Annotated in this window: 15 protein-coding genes; 13 read left to right on the top strand and 2 right to left on the bottom strand. The window is 47.5% G+C overall.

Translation table 11 applies throughout. From position 1 onward, the window contains the following. Positions 1 to 12: 12 nt before the first annotated feature. Together MN202_RS18030 and MN202_RS18035 are read right to left on the bottom strand one after the other, a co-directional pair. Positions 13 to 210: a DUF2788 domain-containing protein gene (locus MN202_RS18030; RefSeq protein ID WP_335737534.1), complete on the bottom strand. Its 198-nt coding sequence runs from the start codon at positions 208 to 210 to the stop codon at positions 13 to 15. 65 nt (positions 211 to 275) lie between these two features. After that, positions 276 to 1,049: an alpha/beta fold hydrolase gene (locus MN202_RS18035; protein WP_335737535.1), complete on the bottom strand. Its 774-nt coding sequence runs from the start codon at positions 1,047 to 1,049 to the stop codon at positions 276 to 278. Between the two features lie 109 nt (positions 1,050 to 1,158). Here MN202_RS18035 and MN202_RS18040 point away from each other — a divergent pair, with 109 nt between their 5' ends. The 13 genes from MN202_RS18040 (at position 1,159) to MN202_RS18100 (ending at position 17,084) form a co-directional block, all read left to right on the top strand. Further along, positions 1,159 to 1,659 carry a replication initiation regulator SeqA gene (locus MN202_RS18040; protein ID WP_335737536.1) on the top strand — a complete coding sequence of 167 codons (501 nt, stop codon included), beginning with the start codon at positions 1,159 to 1,161 and terminating at the stop codon, positions 1,657 to 1,659. A gap of 12 nt (positions 1,660 to 1,671) precedes the next feature. Beyond that, positions 1,672 to 3,321: a phosphoglucomutase (alpha-D-glucose-1,6-bisphosphate-dependent) gene (pgm, locus tag MN202_RS18045; protein ID WP_335737537.1), complete on the top strand. Its 1,650-nt coding sequence runs from the start codon at positions 1,672 to 1,674 to the stop codon at positions 3,319 to 3,321. A gap of 153 nt (positions 3,322 to 3,474) precedes the next feature. Continuing rightward, positions 3,475 to 5,961: a glycogen/starch/alpha-glucan phosphorylase gene (locus MN202_RS18050; protein ID WP_335737538.1), complete on the top strand. Its 2,487-nt coding sequence runs from the start codon at positions 3,475 to 3,477 to the stop codon at positions 5,959 to 5,961. Between the two features lie 128 nt (positions 5,962 to 6,089). Next, positions 6,090 to 6,947 carry a hypothetical protein gene (locus MN202_RS18055; RefSeq protein ID WP_335737539.1) on the top strand — a complete coding sequence of 286 codons (858 nt, stop codon included), beginning with the start codon at positions 6,090 to 6,092 and terminating at the stop codon, positions 6,945 to 6,947. Between the two features lie 59 nt (positions 6,948 to 7,006). Further along, on the top strand, positions 7,007 to 7,792 hold the full coding sequence (locus MN202_RS18060; RefSeq protein ID WP_335737540.1) for an SAM-dependent methyltransferase: 786 nt from the start codon (positions 7,007 to 7,009) through the stop codon (positions 7,790 to 7,792). Beyond that, complete coding sequence (locus tag MN202_RS18065; protein ID WP_335737541.1) at positions 7,792 to 8,334, top strand: GNAT family N-acetyltransferase; 543 nt, start codon at positions 7,792 to 7,794, stop codon at positions 8,332 to 8,334. Before MN202_RS18060 ends, MN202_RS18065 begins: the two co-directional genes overlap by 1 nt. Further along, positions 8,335 to 8,616 (top strand): hypothetical protein, encoded by a 282-nt coding sequence (locus MN202_RS18070; protein ID WP_335737542.1) that lies wholly within the window; start codon positions 8,335 to 8,337, stop codon positions 8,614 to 8,616. Then, positions 8,573 to 10,372 carry a GGDEF domain-containing protein gene (locus tag MN202_RS18075; RefSeq protein WP_335737543.1) on the top strand — a complete coding sequence of 600 codons (1,800 nt, stop codon included), beginning with the start codon at positions 8,573 to 8,575 and terminating at the stop codon, positions 10,370 to 10,372. Before MN202_RS18070 ends, MN202_RS18075 begins: the two co-directional genes overlap by 44 nt. Positions 10,373 to 10,427: 55 nt before the next feature. Further along, positions 10,428 to 11,474: a succinylglutamate desuccinylase gene (gene astE / locus MN202_RS18080; RefSeq protein ID WP_335737544.1), complete on the top strand. Its 1,047-nt coding sequence runs from the start codon at positions 10,428 to 10,430 to the stop codon at positions 11,472 to 11,474. Positions 11,475 to 11,767: 293 nt separating this feature from the next. Continuing rightward, positions 11,768 to 12,952, top strand: coding sequence for a thiamine pyrophosphate-dependent dehydrogenase E1 component subunit alpha (locus MN202_RS18085; RefSeq protein ID WP_335737545.1), 1,185 nt, complete (start codon positions 11,768 to 11,770; stop codon positions 12,950 to 12,952). Continuing rightward, entirely contained in the window at positions 12,952 to 13,929 is a 978-nt protein-coding gene (locus MN202_RS18090) for an alpha-ketoacid dehydrogenase subunit beta (RefSeq protein ID WP_335737546.1), read from the top strand. Before MN202_RS18085 ends, MN202_RS18090 begins: the two co-directional genes overlap by 1 nt. A gap of 11 nt (positions 13,930 to 13,940) precedes the next feature. Continuing rightward, complete coding sequence (locus MN202_RS18095; RefSeq protein WP_335737547.1) at positions 13,941 to 15,527, top strand: dihydrolipoyllysine-residue acetyltransferase; 1,587 nt, start codon at positions 13,941 to 13,943, stop codon at positions 15,525 to 15,527. Positions 15,528 to 15,623: 96 nt separating this feature from the next. Further along, entirely contained in the window at positions 15,624 to 17,084 is a 1,461-nt protein-coding gene (locus tag MN202_RS18100; RefSeq protein WP_335737548.1) for an AAA family ATPase, read from the top strand. Positions 17,085 to 17,086: the final 2 nt, after the last annotated feature.

The following is a 17,086-nucleotide window of genomic DNA, read 5'->3' on the forward strand; positions in this document are numbered from 1 at the left end:
ATCCAAACCTTACTACTCGATAAAATAGGGCACTATGCTCTTGATAACAAACACTGCCGGCGATAGAAACAACACCAGCCAGACAAAAAATTGCCCCAGTTTGGGAGCATTACTTTTTTTTAGTACGTCTCTTATGGCTAAGATGATAAAGATGTATAACACACCCAATCCAAGCCACAAGCCTAAGCGTTCAAACTGCTCTATTGACACAGCACTTTACCTGAGCGGAAAAAAGTGCGCGCACTATAGCATAACTGCAGCAAAAATTTAGTGCGTTAGCTCAATAAAAAGTCCTTTACCAGCTTAGTAAAGGCAGCCGGCTTTTCGGCATGCAGCCAGTGGCCGGTGCCTTGTATCACTTTGGCCTGCGCCTTTGGAAATAACTGCATAATTTGCGCTTTATGCTCTGGCAAAATGTAATCAGAGTCACCGCCTTTTATAAATAATACCGGGCCTGTATAACAGCCCTTTAGCAGAGGGGCGCCGATAAGTTGCTGATAATTTGCTTGCAATGCCGCCAGGTTAAAGCGCCAGCTAAATTTATCATCTTGTTTTAGCAAGCTTTTTAGTAAAAACTGTCGCACGCCGGCTTCATTAATATGTTGGGCTAACTGAGTGTCGGCTTCGTTGCGGCTGGTGATAGCGTCCAGCTTTACTGCATTTAAACCGGCAAAAATATTGTTATGTCGCGCCGGGTAGGCTACGGGGGCTATATCGGCCAGGATCAGTTTGCTTACCCGCTGCGGCTGCTTAAGTGCAAAGGCCATCGCCAGTTTTCCCCCCATAGAGTGGCCAAGCAGTACGGCGGTATCAATACCAAGATTATCCAATGTTTGCGCCAGATCATCCGCCATTAACGGGTAGTTCATTTCATCACTGTGATCAGAGCGGCCATGGTTACGTACATCAATATTAACTACCTGGTACTGTTCACTTAAGCTGCGTTCAATCACACCCAGGTTTTCAAAGCTGCCAAATAAACCATGGATCAATACTACCGGGGCCTGGCCGGCTACCGCCTGGCCACTAATGTGGTTATATAAAAGCATAAAACACCTATCTTAGTATCTTTGCCTGAAGTCTATCAAATCATGCCGCTGGCGTCTGTCGGCAAGGCTTTATATAATGGGGCGACTTTTAAGTGCGCGGAATAAATATATGAAAACCATCGAAATAGATGACGAGCTATATCAGTATATTGCAGGTCAGACCCAACGCATCGGCGAGAGCGCTTCTGATATTCTGCGCCGTTTGCTGCTGGGCGATAGCAGTATTCAGCCAGAACCGCTAGCAGAGCCTGTGGTAGTTACGCCGGTGATTAGCAGTAATATTTTTGACTTAATAAACCGGCAGGATCTGCAGGCAGAGCAAAGTGTGGTAGGGCGGTTTTTATTTATTTTGTCTACGTTGGCACGGGCGCATAAAAAGCAGTTTGCTAAAGTGCTGGACATAAAAGGCCGTAACCGTTTGTATTTTGGCCACAGTGCTGAGGAGTTGTCAGAGGCGGGTAGTAGCACTAACCCGAAATTGATCCCGAATACCAATTTTTGGGTCATTACAAACTCTAACACGACCAGGAAAAAAATGATGCTAACTGAAACCGCTCTGAAACTGGGCTACAGTGAGCAAGACGCTGAACGTATTCGTGATTTGTTATAACAAGGAATTTATATGTCGCTACATGAGCTGGCAGGACAGCAGGTGCCTTCTGCGTTAGTACCCAACATCAGTCGGCTTATGACTGCCTACTATGTGCTGGAACCGGACGTTCATCAGCATGCAGAGCACAAAGTCAGCTTTGGTACCTCGGGCCATCGTGGCAGTGCATTGAAATGCTCTTTTAACGAGCCGCATGTGCTGGCTATTTGCCAGGCCATTGCCGATTACCGCAAACAGCAGGGCATTACCGGGCCCTTGTTCCTTGGCAAAGACACCCATGCCTTATCGGAAGCGGCTTTTGCCAGCGCTTTAGAAGTACTGATCGCCAATAAAATTCAGGTTTGTATTCAAAAAGATCTGGGTTTCACACCCACACCGGTAATTTCTCACGCTATTTTAACGCAAAACCAAGATGCCAGCGGCCGGTTAGCCGATGGTATTGTCATTACACCGTCACACAATCCACCGGAAGATGGCGGCATTAAATACAATCCGCCACACGGCGGGCCGGCCGATACTGACGTAACAAACTGGATTGAACAGCGTGCTAATCAGCTGCTGGCTAAAGAGCTCGAAGGCGTAAAGATGATGCCTTATGCACTGGCGCTGCAATCCGGCTACTGCCAGCATATTGATTATATTCAGCATTATGTAGACGATTTACAAAATGTTGTTGATATGGCGGCGATAGCTAAAGCGGGCATTAAAATTGGTGTCGATCCGCTGGGCGGTTCAGGTATAGCCTACTGGCCACGTATTGCTCAGCGTTATGGCCTGGATATAACCGTTGTTAATGACAAAGTAGACCCGGCATTTGCTTTTATGCCGCTGGATAAAGACGGCCAGATCCGCATGGATTGCTCGTCGGCTTATGCGATGGCCAACCTGATTCAGTTAAAAGATCAGTTTGATATTGCCATTGGTAATGATCCGGATTTCGACCGTCATGGTATTGTCACCCGCAGTGGTGGCCTGATGAACCCGAACCATTATCTGGCGGTGGCAATAAATTATCTGCTGGCAAACCGGCCGGATTGGGCGCCAGAATTAGCCATAGGCAAAACGCTGGTGTCCAGTGCCCTGATTGATCGCGTTGTCGCCGCGCGGGGACGTAAATTGCTGGAAGTTCCGGTTGGCTTTAAATGGTTTGTCGAGGGTTTGCACAACGGCAGCGTGGCTTTTGGTGGTGAAGAAAGTGCCGGTGCCAGTTTTTTACGCTTTGATGGCAGTGCCTGGTCTACCGACAAAGACGGTATTATTTTAGGTTTATTGGCAGCAGAAATGTTGGCAAAAACCGGGGTAGACCCTTACCAGCAATATCAGGCGCTGACCAAAGAGCTTGGCTCGCCGCTGTATCGGCGTTTGGACGCACCGGCAACGGCTGAGCAAAAAGCCGCGCTGAAAAAGCTTGATGTTAACAGCGTGACGCAAACCAGTTTGGCTGGCGACGACATTTTAGCCGTGCTGACCAAAGCAGCGGGCAATAACGCTGATATCGGTGGCGTTAAAGTAGTAACCCGCAATGGCTGGTTTGCTGCCCGGCCGTCGGGCACAGAAGATTCATATAAAATTTATCTGGAAAGCTTTGTCGGTGAAGCCCATCTGCTACAGTTAGAGCAGGACGCTAAGGCTTTTGTTGAATACGTATTCAGTAAAATATAAGCCATTGAAAACGCTACGAATTAAATTGTAACTCAATTTCAGACGTAGCGTTTTATTTTGCTAAGATGCGCCCATTAAGGTATTTTTTTGTAATAAGTCTACATTTGCCGCTATTTTGTTGAAAATTCAGGCATTAACAATTCAGGATTTGTAATGAAAAAACATACCGCGACAGAGGCAACGCCGGTTGCCCGGCTCAATACTGAGCAATTAAAAGACAATATAGTGCGGCATTTACATGCCAGTTTAGGTACTGACGTTAATAAAGCCAGCCCACAAGCCTGGTGGCGTGCCACCTGTGCGGCGATTAACGAGCAGGTATTTGATGGCTTACGCAATACCCAGCGCACTCACTATGAAAAAAACACCCGGGCATTACATTATTTCAGTCTGGAATATTTAATGGGCCGTTTGTTTAGCAATAATCTGCATAACCTCGGATTATACGACCAGGCGCGTCAGGCACTTGGCGAACTGGGAATGAATATCGCCGATCTGGAAGATCAGGAAGAAGACATGGCGCTGGGTAATGGTGGTTTGGGCCGCCTGGCAGCATGTTTTATTGATTCCCTGGCGACCCTGAACTATCCGGCTATTGGCTATGGTATTCATTATGAGCACGGCTTATTTAAGCAAAGCTTCCAGGATGGCCGGCAGATAGAGCGACCGGACAGCTGGCGTGAATACGGTAACCCATGGGAAATTTGCCGTCCTGAATCGGTGCAGGAAATTTCGGTGTATGGTTATGTCGAAACGGTCTATGACCTGCAGGGGCGAATGAAAAAAGTCTGGCACCCCGGCCGCATTATTAAAGGTGTGCCCTGGGATATTCCGGTAGTAGGTTATAACGGCAGTTCAGTTAATGTGTTGCGTTTATGGGAAAGCCGGGCCAGTGATTTTTTCAACTGGGACGTATTTAATTCTGGCGGCTACATTGATGCAGCGCGCGAGAATATCGAAGCTGAAACCATTTCTAAAGTATTGTATCCAAATGATGAGACCGATGCCGGTAAAGAGTTAAGGCTGATCCAACAATATTTCTTTGTGTCGTGCTCGCTAAAAGACATTATCCGTCGCTATAAACGCAGCCATGGTGATGATTGGAGCGATTTTGCCAAGCAGGTGGTTATTCAGCTAAACGACACCCACCCGGCCGTCGCCATTCCCGAACTGATGCGTATTTTAGTCGACCGCGCTGAAATGCAGTGGGATCAAGCCTGGAATTTGTGCCAGCAGGTATTTGCCTACACCAACCATACGTTATTGCCAGAGGCGTTGGAAAAATGGCCGGTAAGGTTGTTTGAAAAGGTCCTGCCGCGGCATATTGAAATTATTTATGAAATTAACCGCCGCTTCCTGGTCGAACAGGTAGATGTGCTGTGGCCTGGCGATAATCAGAAAAAGCGTAAGCTTTCTATCATCGAAGAAGGTCACGACCCTATGGTGCGGATGGGGCATTTGTCAGTTGTTGGCTCGTTTCGTGTTAATGGTGTTGCTGAAATACACTCGACACTGGTTAAATCCGATTTATTCCCCGAAATGGTGGCACTGTGGCCGGACAAATTCACTAACGTTACCAATGGTGTTACGCCAAGGCGTTGGCTAAAGGCGTGTAACCCCAGGTTATCGGCGTTACTGGATAAACAGGTTGGCACTAACTGGCCAACTGACTTAAAGCAGCTGTCAAAGTTTGCTGCCTTTGCTGATGATCCGGCAATTCAGGACGCCTTTATGGCGATTAAGCAGCAAAATAAAGCTGAACTGGCCAGTGTAGTTAAAAAACTAACCAATATCGATATTGACCCACATGCCATTTTTGATATCCAAATCAAACGTTTGCATGAATATAAGCGTCAACATCTGAATCTTTTGCATATCCTGGCACTGTATCGCCGTATTTTGCAGGAGCCTGACTACGACATGGTGCCACGGGTGTTTTTATTTGGCGCCAAAGCAGCGCCAGGTTATAAGCTAGCGAAAGAAATTATCTACGCTATTAATAAAATCGCCGATAAGATTAACCATGATAAACGGGTAAAAAACCGCATTAAAGTGGTGTTTATGCCAAATTATCGCGTTACCCTGGCCGAGAAGATGATCCCGGCAGCTGATGTATCTGAGCAGATCTCAACAGCGGGTAAAGAAGCCTCCGGTACCGGTAATATGAAGCTGGCCTTAAACGGTGCTGTTACCGTAGGTACGCTGGATGGTGCCAATATTGAAATTGCCGAAGAAGTGGGCAGTGATAATATTGCTATCTTCGGTTTAACGGTTGATGACGTTAAAGCGTTACAAGCTAAGGGTTACAACAGTAGCGATTATTACTATGCCGATCCGGAAATTAAAGCCATCCTCGATTGGCTGGAAACGGATTATTTTACTCCGGGTAAACCGGGTGAACTGGCAGCGATAAAACGCAGCTTGCTGGAAGGCGGCGACCCTTATCTGGTACTGGCCGACTTTGCCAGCTACGTTAAAGCTCAGGAAAAAATTGACCTTTGGTATCGTGACAAAACGTTGTGGGCGAAAAAGGCCATGCTAAATACAGCGTCGGTAGGCAAATTTACCTCAGATCGCTCTATTGAAGACTATGTCAGCCGCGTTTGGCAACTGCAAAAATGCGCAGTTAACGTAAAATAAGCCGTCGCAATACAGATAAAAGGCCTGTTGCATACAGGCCTTTTTTTATCAAACAAATATCATACAAGTCGTAAAGCTTTGTACCGGAAACATCATAAGCTTGCCTGAGTATTAGCTCAGGAGTTGTTATGATGCGTTACCTGTTAGCCTCAGTCATTTTGCTGCCACAACTCTTGCTGGCACAGCCTAACGAAATCAGCCAAATTAATTGGGCGATTAATACTGCACCGCCGTTTCATATTGTCAGTGGTGACTATAAACAACAGGGGTTGTGTGATGTGCTGATAGACGCCGTGCATCGTTACGTGCCCGAGTTGAAAAAACACCGTGAAATTTTACCGCAACCGCGTATTGGCCGGGCGCTTGAACGCGCAGAAAACCTCTGTTTCGCCTGCATGATCCATAAAAAGCAGAGTGAGCAGGGCGCTTACTACAGTGTGCCAACGCATGTGTATCTGCCGCATCAGATTATTGCCAATAACGCAGCGGCGCAGCGGATCCGAGAAAAATACCCGTTGCCGGTACCCTTAGCTGAATTACTGGCGGATGAAGAGTTTCATTTTGGTTACCCGGCCGGCCGCCGTTTTGGTGTGCTACAACCCTTAATAGAAGGCCAGGATAGCCGGCCCGGTAACCGGCTGGTGCGTTCGGGTGACAATGGCCCTGAGGCTATTTTGCAGATGATAGAAGCACAGCGACTGGATTACACCATAGATTACAGCATTATACGTCGCTACCATGAACTTAACACCGGCCAACTGTTGCAGCTATTACCTATCGCAGAAAACCACCAGCAACTGGTGCACGGTGCTATCGGTTGCAGCGACAGTAGCTGGGGGCGCAGCGTGATAGAAAAAATAAATCAGGCTATGCCACAAATTCGCGCCGACGCCGAGTTTAACCAAAGCCAGGATCTGTGGTTTGAACATCATCCACAATACCGCCAGCTTAATAAACGCGCGCTTGCGACAATTAAACCCAGATAGCCACTTGCCAGTTAATGGACGGCAACTTATAGTGGAAAAAAAGCTTACAGGGAAGCATAGTGTCAGCAGGTAGTTTAGTTTGTGTCGGCACCGGCATGACGTTGGGCTCACATATCAGCCCGTTATCCCGCAGTTATATTGAACAGGCCGAGGTAGTGTTTGTACTGGTGGCCGATGGCATTACCGAGAAGTGGATAGAGCAGATGAACGCTGATGTGCGCTCACTGCAGCCGTATTACCTGGAAGGTAAATCACGCATGATCACCTACCGTGAAATGGTGGCAGCCATGCTGGCCGAAGTTAAAGCCGGTAAAAAAGTGGTCGGCGCCTTTTACGGCCACCCCGGCGTATTTGCCTGGGTACCACACAACGCCATTAAGCAAGCGCGCGAGCTGGGTTACAAAGCCCATATGGAGCCAGGCATTTCAGCTGAAGACTGCTTGTATGCCGATTTAGGCATAGACCCCGGGAGTTCGGGGTGTCAGCACTTTGAAACCAGCCAGTTTATGTTTTATAAGCGTAATATCGATACCGCAGCCTATTTGGTGCTGTGGCAAGTCGGTATCGCTGGCGATCGGTCTTTGGCTAAGTTCACTACTGACAGTGAATACCGTAAAGTGCTGATAAAGCTGCTGGCAGAATATTATCCTCTGGATCATGAAGTGATTTTATACGAAGCGGCAACCCTGCCTATCCAGCCCAAACGCATTGACTATTTGCCTATAAGCGCCTTGCCCGATGCCAGTATGGATTTAAAAACCACGCTGATCATACCACCGGCAACTAAAGCGGAGCTTAATCTGACGTTATTAGAAGAATTGGAAAACTTGGTGCCGAGTGCGTAATGGTAATACTACCGGCAGCTGATCAGTTTTATTTTCAAGTAAAAGATTTGAGCGTTATTCCGCTTAGTGAAGAGCATGGTAATTTTTATACGCAAATCTACCGTGATGGCAAACTGATGAAACATATTGCGACACCCTTGTCGCAGGACAAAGCGCATCAGAGTTTTATCTTAGCGCTTAAACTGACTGCAGCTGTACCAGCCAAGCGATTGTTTTTGGTTATTCAAGCGCCACAGGTCGGGGGTTATGCGGGACTACTCTGTGTGTCGACAGTGCCTTCACAACCAAACTGTGTCGAAGTCGGTATTATGTTGATGCAGCAGTTTCATCGTTCTGGTTTGGCACAAACTGCTTTAGCAACACTATGTCACAAAGTATTTTCATTAATACCAAGTGTAACTATTATAGGCAGAATAGATCCGCATAATGCTGCTGCTAAAAAACTGGTTGCAAAGCTGGGTTTTGTGTATTGTAACAAAATCGGCTGTTATAACTTGTTTGCCGGTACATTTCAGTTTCAAGAAAAGCACAGAGGGAGTTAAATGAAGAATATAATTAATCTGCTTGATAAGCTTGGTAGTAGCGCTGAATTGCAGCAACTGGATATTGCTACCCTTGCGAAAATATCTAATCCACTCGACCTGGATGAGCAAGTACAGAAGGCAATTTTGAACCACGATAATAAAGCGCTCGAGATGTTGCTAAATGTCCGGAACAAAGTAGTGTGTGCGATTTGTCCGGCAGAAGAAGAGCCATCTGACACCCCACAAAAAGATGACGATGATCAAGACGACGCAGAAAAAGCTATCGCTTGTAATGGCTAATACCGGCAAATTTGGCAAGCGACGCTTGCATAAACCAGCAAAGTTTTTTTTTGCTGGTTTTTTTGTTTTTTGCAGTCTGAGCGCTATAGCTGATGAACGATTGGAAAAACTTGATGATCTTAAAGTCGTTGATGTGGCTGCATTTAGACAACAGCTTGCAATCTTAGAGCGCGAAAGCGATACATTATCTTTGGAAGAGCAGAACTATATTCGGCTATTGCAGGGTTACAATTTATTGCTTTTGGGAGACTTCAAATCTGCCCAGTCACATTTAGAATCAATGTTACAAAGTGACATTACCCCAGATCTGTTGTTTCGCGTAAAGGCGCTTTTAATCAATGCGCAAGCTGTGAGCCGAAACTATCACTCTGCTTTTTTATATTTGGAAGAAATTAGTCGGGCTCTACCACACGTTAATGATACGCGGGCAAAAGAGCATGGCCTTAGTGTTATTGCCTACACTTACAATCAACTAGAAGAATTTGACATTGCAAAGTACTACTCGCAAGCATTGGTAAATACTGCAACCTCTGAACGCGTGCGTTGCCATGCAAACCATCATTTACTTGAGTCGTTATATGGTCTTCAAAATTGGCCTGCATTTAATGAACTGGTTGAAAATGCTGTAGAACATTGCTTGCAGTTAAATGAACATGTTTTTGCAAATCTTATCAGAGTTAAACGCCACAGTTACCTGCTAGAAGTGGGTGATGTTGTAGCAGCAGAGCGTTATTACGCTAGCTATAAAAATGCATTGGAAAAAGTGGGTTATCCAATGTTAATAGCCAGTGCTTCTGCATTGGCTGCTAAAGGTGCTGTACAGCACGGACAATATGAAAAAGCTTTGCAACTGGCCCGGAACGCTTTACTACATTTGGATACTGAAGAATTTACTATCCCATTGGTTAATGCTTATTACACTCTATACAAAGTTTATGAATTAAAACAGAACTTTGGAAGTGCCCTACAGTTTTATATTAAGTATAGTGAGGCGGCAAAAGCGAACAGTGACAATAGGTTTATACAGCTACAGGCATACCATACTGTAAGAGCTGAGATTGAAGTAAAGAATCAGCGAATTGCTATGCTAGACAAAGACAACGAGGTGTTATCATTACAAAAAGATCTATTCGAGCAGGAAGCCAAACAAAATCGTCTTATTGTTCTGATACTGGCGTTTGTGTTGGTAATCGCTACGACACTAGCCTACCGCGGAATGACAGGACGTAAGCGTTTTAAAAAGATTGCCGAATACGACCAGCTTACCGGTATCAGTAACAGATACCACTTTAATAACCAGGCAAAAATAGCGCTGGATTACTGCGAAAACAATGCTAAACCAGTTGCGGTTATGTTGTTTGACCTGGATTTTTTTAAAACCATCAATGACACCCATGGTCATGCTGCCGGCGATTGGGCCCTGCAGCATGTAGTAAAAACCTGCCGTAATTTTATGCGTAACAATGATGTGTTTGGCCGTATTGGCGGTGAAGAATTTGCCGTGGTATTGCCGGGCTGTCACACCGATAAGGCAGTGTTGTTGGCTGAAATATGCCGTGATGCCATAGCGGCAATTGACAGCAGCGATAGCGGCAAGCAGTTTCCGCTCAGTGCAAGTTTTGGTGTTGCGGGCTCGGATACTTCCGGCTATCAGCTAAAGCAGCTATTGGCCGATGCTGATCATGCAATGTATCAGGCAAAAGAGTCAGGCCGCGATAAGGTGGCCGCTTATGCTGATTACCGTCCAGTCGTTTAGTCCGCTGCGGTTATAGGGTAGAATCAGCGCCAGTTTTATTACACGGAGCTGGCGTATGACCCAACAACCGATAGCAAACGGTGATTTTTTAACTCTTAGCTTGCAACATCCCGATGGCCTGGCGCCAATGCATTTTAATCTGCCTGATAACACTACCGTATCGGTATGGGATAGCGGTGTCATTTGCTTTGAACCTCAGCAGCCTGGCAGTAAAGATATCGTGCTATCCTGCGGTGTGCATGGTAATGAAACCGCGCCGATTGAAATTTGTGCTGAACTGGTACAAGAGCTGTTAACGGGTCAGTTAGTGCTGAAACAGCGCCTGCTGGTGTTGTTTGGTAATCCGGCGGCAATCAATGCCGGCACACGCGAAATCAATGAAAACCTAAACCGGTTGTTTTCCGGCCATCACAGTATGGGCGCCGGGCTGATTAATGCAGAACGTAAGCGGGCTAAGGCGCTGGAGGGCTATGTTAGCCGGTTTTATTCTGAGATACGCGTAACCGACGCGGTGCCGCGTAACCGATATTTATATGATCTTCACACCGCCATTCGTGGCTCCCGCTTTGAAAAATTCGCCGTATATCCGTTTTTACATGGCAAGCCCTGGCAAAAGGCAGAGTTTGAATTTTTACAGGCCTGTGATGTAACCACAGTACTGCTGATGCAAACCCCGGCATCCACTTTTAGTTACTACGCTTCAAACAGCCACGGTGCAGACGCTTTCACGATTGAACTGGGTAAAGTGCAGCCGTTTGGTCAGAACGATATGCAACGCTTTACCAAGGTGCGTACAGCACTGCGTCAACTGGTAACAGCCGATAATGTACAGACGCAGCCGTTTGATGAGCGGCAATTTCAGTTGTATCAGGTGTACCGTGCTATCAATAAACAAACTCAGGAATTTAAACTGCACTTTGCTGACGATGTGGAGAACTTTACCAGTTACCCGCTGGGTACGTTACTGGCAACAGATGGCGATACAGAGTACCGGGTAGAGCGCGAAGGTGAAGCTATTATTTTCCCCAATGCGAAAGTGGCTATAGGCCAGCGCGCTATGTTGATGGTGGTGCCGACTTCGGTGGCTAGCAACATTAGCTAAGGGGTAAGTACGGCAGTACAGCGCTGTAAAGAGTAAATTTATGCTGACAGTCGCTACTGACACCTGCCGCTGCAAACCTGAACGGCGGTTGCAATGCAGTTTACGTAAAGGTAAAGTTGCCGCCGATAATAATCAGAACACACCGGTGCATTTTAAAATGGTGCACAAAACGGGGAAAGCGGTAAAACCGCTATACTGAGTCGGTATAAGCAGAGTAGCGTCAGCCCGAAACCAAGGCCGGGCTGGTGCTACCAGCGACTTGTCTAATACGTATAACAAACAAGAGACACCCTATGAACAACCCAAATAACGCCACCATCACCACGGTGCACACTGCAGAGTTTACTGCCGGTGATGCGTTAAAAATCCCGACACTGCGCATTTTACGTGACGATGGTAGCTTGTATGACGGTGCTACTGCACCTGAGTTGGATAAAGCAACCGCGCTTAAAATGTACGACACCATGGTGTTTATCCGTGTATTGGATGAGCGCATGCTGGCTGCGCAGCGCCAGGGCCGCATCAGCTTTTATATGCAATGTCTGGGTGAAGAAGCCGCAACTATTGGCAGTGCCGCAGCATTGGATGATAAAGACATGATTATGGCGCAGTACCGCGAGCAGGGCGCGCTGCGTTATCGTGGCTTTACGCTGGAGCAGTTTATGAACCAGCTGTTTTCCAACGAAAAAGATTTGGGTAAAGGCCGCCAGATGCCGGTGCACTATGGCAGCAAAGATATTTACTACATGACCATATCATCACCACTGGGCACGCAAATTCCGCAGGCCAGTGGTTATGCCTATGCGCAGAAGTTGCGCGGCTTAAACAACACTACGATCTGTTACTTTGGTGAAGGTGCGGCCTCTGAAGGTGATTTCCACGCTGGCTTAAATATGGCTGCAGTACACAAAGCACCGGTGATTTTCTTCTGCCGCAACAATGGTTATGCCATTTCCACCCCGGCTAACGAGCAGTTTGTCGGCGATGGTATTGCCTGTCGTGCTGTTGGCTATGGCATGAAAGCACTAAGGGTTGATGGCGCCGATATCTTAGCCGTTTACCAGGCTACTAAAATGGCGCGAGACCATGCGCTGGCGCACAATGAGCCTGTACTGATTGAATCTATCGCTTATCGTTTAGGCGCGCATTCTTCGTCAGACGATCCAAGCGGCTACCGTTCAAAAGAAGAAGAAGAAAAATGGCGGCAAAATGACCCTATAGCCCGCTACCGCTTATGGTTGATTGACAAAGGCTGGCTAAACGATGCAGATGATAAAGCCACTATTGAAAAACTGCGCACTGAAATCCTTGATGCATTAAAGGTGGCAGAGAAAGTGGCCAAGCCTGGCATAGAGCATCTGATTTCAGATGTTTATGCGCAGCCGATACCGGCACTACAACAACAATTAGACGAATTAAAAGCGCATATCCGTAAGTACCCGGATGCGTATCCGGTAACGGCGGGGAGACTGGACTAATGGCAAAAATGAACATGTTACAGGCCATTAATAATGCGCTTGATTTAGCGATGGCCAAAGATGATGGCGTAGTGTGCTTTGGTGAAGATGTCGGCCATTTTGGCGGCGTATTCCGCGCGACCAGTAAATTGCAGGAAAAATACGGTAAAGCACGTTGCTTTAATACGCCGTTAACCGAACAGGGCATTGCTGGCTTTGCTAATGGTATGGCGGCGCAGGGCATGAAGCCGGTGGCCGAGATTCAGTTTGCTGATTATATCTTCCCGGCGTTTGACCAGATAGTAAATGAAACCGCGAAATTCCGTTACCGCTCAGGCAATGAGTTTAATGTCGGTGGCATAGTATTTCGCAGTCCTTACGGTGGCGGTATAGCCGGTGGTCACTACCACAGCCAGTCACCGGAAGCCTATTTTGCGCATACCCCGGGTTTAAAGGTTGTGATCCCACGTGATCCCTATCAGGCTAAAGGCTTGTTGCTGGCCTCTATTGCCAGCCCGGATCCGGTTATATTCTTTGAACCGAAGAAACTGTACCGGGCATCGGTTGGTGAAGTGCCGGAAGAATACTACGAAATTGAACTAGGCAAAGCCGAGGTGACCCAGCAGGGCAAAGATATTACTGTGCTGGCCTGGGGCGCACAGATGGAAATTGTGCAAAAAGCGGTAGAAATGGCAGAGCAAGACGGTATTTCCTGCGAAGTGATCGACCTGCGCAGTATTTTACCCTGGGATGCCGATACAGTAGCGGCTTCAGTGAAAAAGACCGGCCGCCTGCTGATAAACCATGAAGCGCCGCTAACCGGTGGCTTTGCCGGTGAAATTGCCGCAACCATCCAGCAAATGTGCTTCCTGCACCTGGAAAGCCCGATTGAGAGGGTCTGTGGTATGGATACGCCATACCCGCTGGCGCTGGAAAAAGAGTACGTGGCCGATCATTTAAAAACCTATGAAGCGATCAAACGCTCAGTAAACTTTTAACGGAGGCAGCAATGAAAAAAGATTTTATTCTGCCGGATATCGGTGAAGGTATTGTTGAGTGTGAAATTGTTGACTGGCTGGTTGCCGAGGGCGACACCATCACTGAAGATCAGCCGGTATGTGATGTGATGACCGATAAGGCGCTGGTACAGATTCCGGCGGTACACAATGGTGTGGTATCAAAACTGTATTACGCCAAAGGCGATATAGCCAAAGTGCATGCACCGCTGTTCGAAATGCAGTTGGCAGGCACCGATAACACTGAAGTCGCTGCGACGCCGGTAGCTGATACACAAGCGGTAGCGGCGTCTTCAGTCAGTGAAGATTTTATTCTGCCGGATATCGGCGAAGGTATTGTCGAGTGTGAAATTGTTGACTGGCTGGTTAGTGAAGGCGATGACATCGTTGAAGATCAGCCGGTATGCGATGTCATGACCGACAAAGCCTTGGTGCAAATTCCGGCCAAGTACTCGGGTAAGGTTACCCGCTTGTATTATGCCAAAGGCGATATTGCTAAAGTGCATGCACCGTTGTTTGCTATGCAACATGGCGGCCTGACAGCTGCGGCGCCAACGGCGGCAGCTAGTACAACCCCTACTGCAGCACCGGCTAAAGCCAGTTGTGCATTGCAGCAAAGCAGTGCCAAAGCCAGTGCCAGCACAATTATTAGCAACAATGGTAAAGCTCTCGCCAGCCCGGCGGTGCGTCGTTTAGCCCGCGAGCTGAGTATCGATATCAGTAAAGTGCCAGGCAGCGGTGAAAAAGGCCGGGTATACAAAGACGACGTGCGTGCTTTCGCCGATGGCAAAGTCGCTACTACGGCTGGCGCTGCAACAACAGCTAATGCAGTCACTACTGCCAGCGCGACAGCAGCGGCTGTAACAAGCGCTGGCGGCAGCCGCACTGAGCCAATTAAAGGCATTAAAGCGGCAATGGCGCGGCAAATGGTCGAATCGGTATCAACTATTCCGCACTTTACTTACTGTGAAGAGATTGATTTAACAGAACTGATAGCACTGCGCGCCAGTTTAAAAGATCAGTATGCCAAGCAGGGCGTGAAGCTGACGATGATGCCGTTTTTTATCAAAGCGCTGTCGCTGGCGATTAATCAGTATCCGATCATGAACGCCAAAGTAAATGCAGACTGCACTGAACTGACCTACTTTGATGATCACAATATTGGCATAGCGGTAGATTCTAAAATCGGTTTGTTAGTGCCAAATATCAAAGGTTGTCAGCATAAATCTATTATTGATATTGCCAACGATTTAACCCGCTTAACTGAACAGGCCCGTGAAGGTCGTGTTAGTCCGGCTGATTTAAAAGGTGGGACTATCAGCATTTCCAATATCGGCGCGTTGGGCGGCACAGTAGCTACCCCCATCATTAACAAGCCAGAACTGGCAATAGTGGCGCTGGGTAAAGTACAAACCTTGCCGCGCTTTAACAGTAAGGGCGACGTAGAGGCGCGACAACTGATGCAAATTAGCTGGTCGGGCGATCACCGTGTAATTGACGGCGGTACCATAGCGCGCTTTACCAACCTGTGGAAACAATACCTGGAGCAGCCATCGGCAATGCTGGTAGCAATGCGTTAACACTACGCTTGTTTTGCTGCTTGGTTTTAACCACGCTTTCTGCTAAAACCCACTCATTGTAGTGGGTTTTTTATTTTGTTTTGCTTTAGGAAAATTATGCACGAATTTGATGATTTACGGGTGCTGATGCAGGCACATAGCCCATTGATTGTGATTGAAAGTTACGAAGAGCCGCGTGCCTTACTGCTGATTAAACGCCTGGCGGTCAACTTAATGCGGCCGGTGTTTAAATGGACCATTACCGACGGCTTACAGCGGTTGGATAGCGAACATAGTGCACAGGCATTTAACGCCGAGCCCACCAATTTACTGGCGCAAATTAAAGGTACCCGCAATAGTGGCATCTATGTGTTGTGTGATTTTCACCCATTTTTAGCCGATGCCAAACATGTGCGTTATATCAAAGAAATTGCATTGGCACATGAACAATTGGGTCATACCCTGATTTTGCTCAGTCATGCCATTACTATACCGCCAGAGTTGAGCCGTTTAGCCTATCGTTTTGAGCTTAGCCTGCCGTCGGATCAGCAAATACGTCAACTGATACATGATATGGCTGACAGCTACACTGCCAGGCATGGCATGCTGGCTGAGCTAGGTGCTGAAAGTGTGGCACTACTGGTACAGAACTTACGCGGTTTAACCTTTGAAGAGGTGAAACGTTTAGCCTATAAAGCCATCGCTGATGACGGCGCTGTAACAAAAGACGATATACCGCGTATTAACCGTGCCAAATTCAGTTTATTACAAACCGATGGCGTGTTGTCGCAAGTGTTTGACAGTGTCGGCTTCGACAGCGTTATTGGCCTGACAAACCTGAAACATTGGATAACGCAGCGCCATAGCGCGTTTATCGACAATGCTAAAGATACTCCCAAGGGCGTATTACTAACCGGAGTGCAGGGTACAGGGAAAAGCCTGGCAGCAAAAGCGATTGCCGGTAGCTGGCAATTGCCGTTACTGCGCTTAGACATGGCTGCGCTGTACAATAAATATATTGGTGAAACAGAAAAAAACCTCGCTCAGGCTCTGGCGCTGGCTGATGCTATGTCGCCCTGCGTGCTGTGGATCGATGAAATTGAAAAAGGTCTCTCCGGTGGTGATAGCGATAACGGCGTGACACGGCGCTTACTGGGCAGTTTTCTGACCTGGCTATCCGAGCGTAAGTCGCAGGTGTTTCTGGTCGCCACGGCGAATAATATTCATGAGCTGGCACCGGAGTTGCTGCGTAAAGGCCGTTTTGATGAAATTTTCTTTGTCGATTTGCCGAACGAAACCGAAACGTTGCAGCTGCTTAAGTTACACCTGGCAAAACGCCAGCTTAACCTGGCCGACGAGGCGTTTCAGCCTGTATTGGCTTTGTGTAGCGGTTTCTCAGGTGCCGAGCTGGAACAAGCCGTGGTTGGGGCCAGTTTCCGTGCCAGGGCCGATGGTACTGCTTTTAGCCTGCGGCATTTAATGGACGAGCTGGCGGCGACCCAACCGCTATCAGTTGTTATGGCAGAACAAATTAATGCACTGCGTCAGTGGGCGTTGCAGCGCTGTGTACAGGCCTGAGG

It is taken from the genome of Rheinheimera muenzenbergensis, from assembly GCF_036984005.1.
Lineage (GTDB): Bacteria > Pseudomonadota > Gammaproteobacteria > Enterobacterales > Alteromonadaceae > Alishewanella > Alishewanella muenzenbergensis.

Coding starts and splice junctions, on each gene's coding strand:
- MN202_RS18035 (WP_335737535.1), bottom strand. CDS start 1,049: ATGCTTTTATATAACCACATTAGTGGCCAGGCGGTAGCCGGCCAGGCC.
- MN202_RS18040 (WP_335737536.1), top strand. CDS start 1,159: ATGAAAACCATCGAAATAGATGACGAGCTATATCAGTATATTGCAGGT.
- pgm (WP_335737537.1), top strand. CDS start 1,672: ATGTCGCTACATGAGCTGGCAGGACAGCAGGTGCCTTCTGCGTTAGTA.
- MN202_RS18050 (WP_335737538.1), top strand. CDS start 3,475: ATGAAAAAACATACCGCGACAGAGGCAACGCCGGTTGCCCGGCTCAAT.
- MN202_RS18055 (WP_335737539.1), top strand. CDS start 6,090: ATGATGCGTTACCTGTTAGCCTCAGTCATTTTGCTGCCACAACTCTTG.
- MN202_RS18065 (WP_335737541.1), top strand. CDS start 7,792: ATGGTAATACTACCGGCAGCTGATCAGTTTTATTTTCAAGTAAAAGAT.
- MN202_RS18070 (WP_335737542.1), top strand. CDS start 8,335: ATGAAGAATATAATTAATCTGCTTGATAAGCTTGGTAGTAGCGCTGAA.
- MN202_RS18075 (WP_335737543.1), top strand. CDS start 8,573: ATGATCAAGACGACGCAGAAAAAGCTATCGCTTGTAATGGCTAATACC.
- astE (WP_335737544.1), top strand. CDS start 10,428: ATGACCCAACAACCGATAGCAAACGGTGATTTTTTAACTCTTAGCTTG.
- MN202_RS18085 (WP_335737545.1), top strand. CDS start 11,768: ATGAACAACCCAAATAACGCCACCATCACCACGGTGCACACTGCAGAG.
- MN202_RS18090 (WP_335737546.1), top strand. CDS start 12,952: ATGGCAAAAATGAACATGTTACAGGCCATTAATAATGCGCTTGATTTA.
- MN202_RS18095 (WP_335737547.1), top strand. CDS start 13,941: ATGAAAAAAGATTTTATTCTGCCGGATATCGGTGAAGGTATTGTTGAG.
- MN202_RS18100 (WP_335737548.1), top strand. CDS start 15,624: ATGCACGAATTTGATGATTTACGGGTGCTGATGCAGGCACATAGCCCA.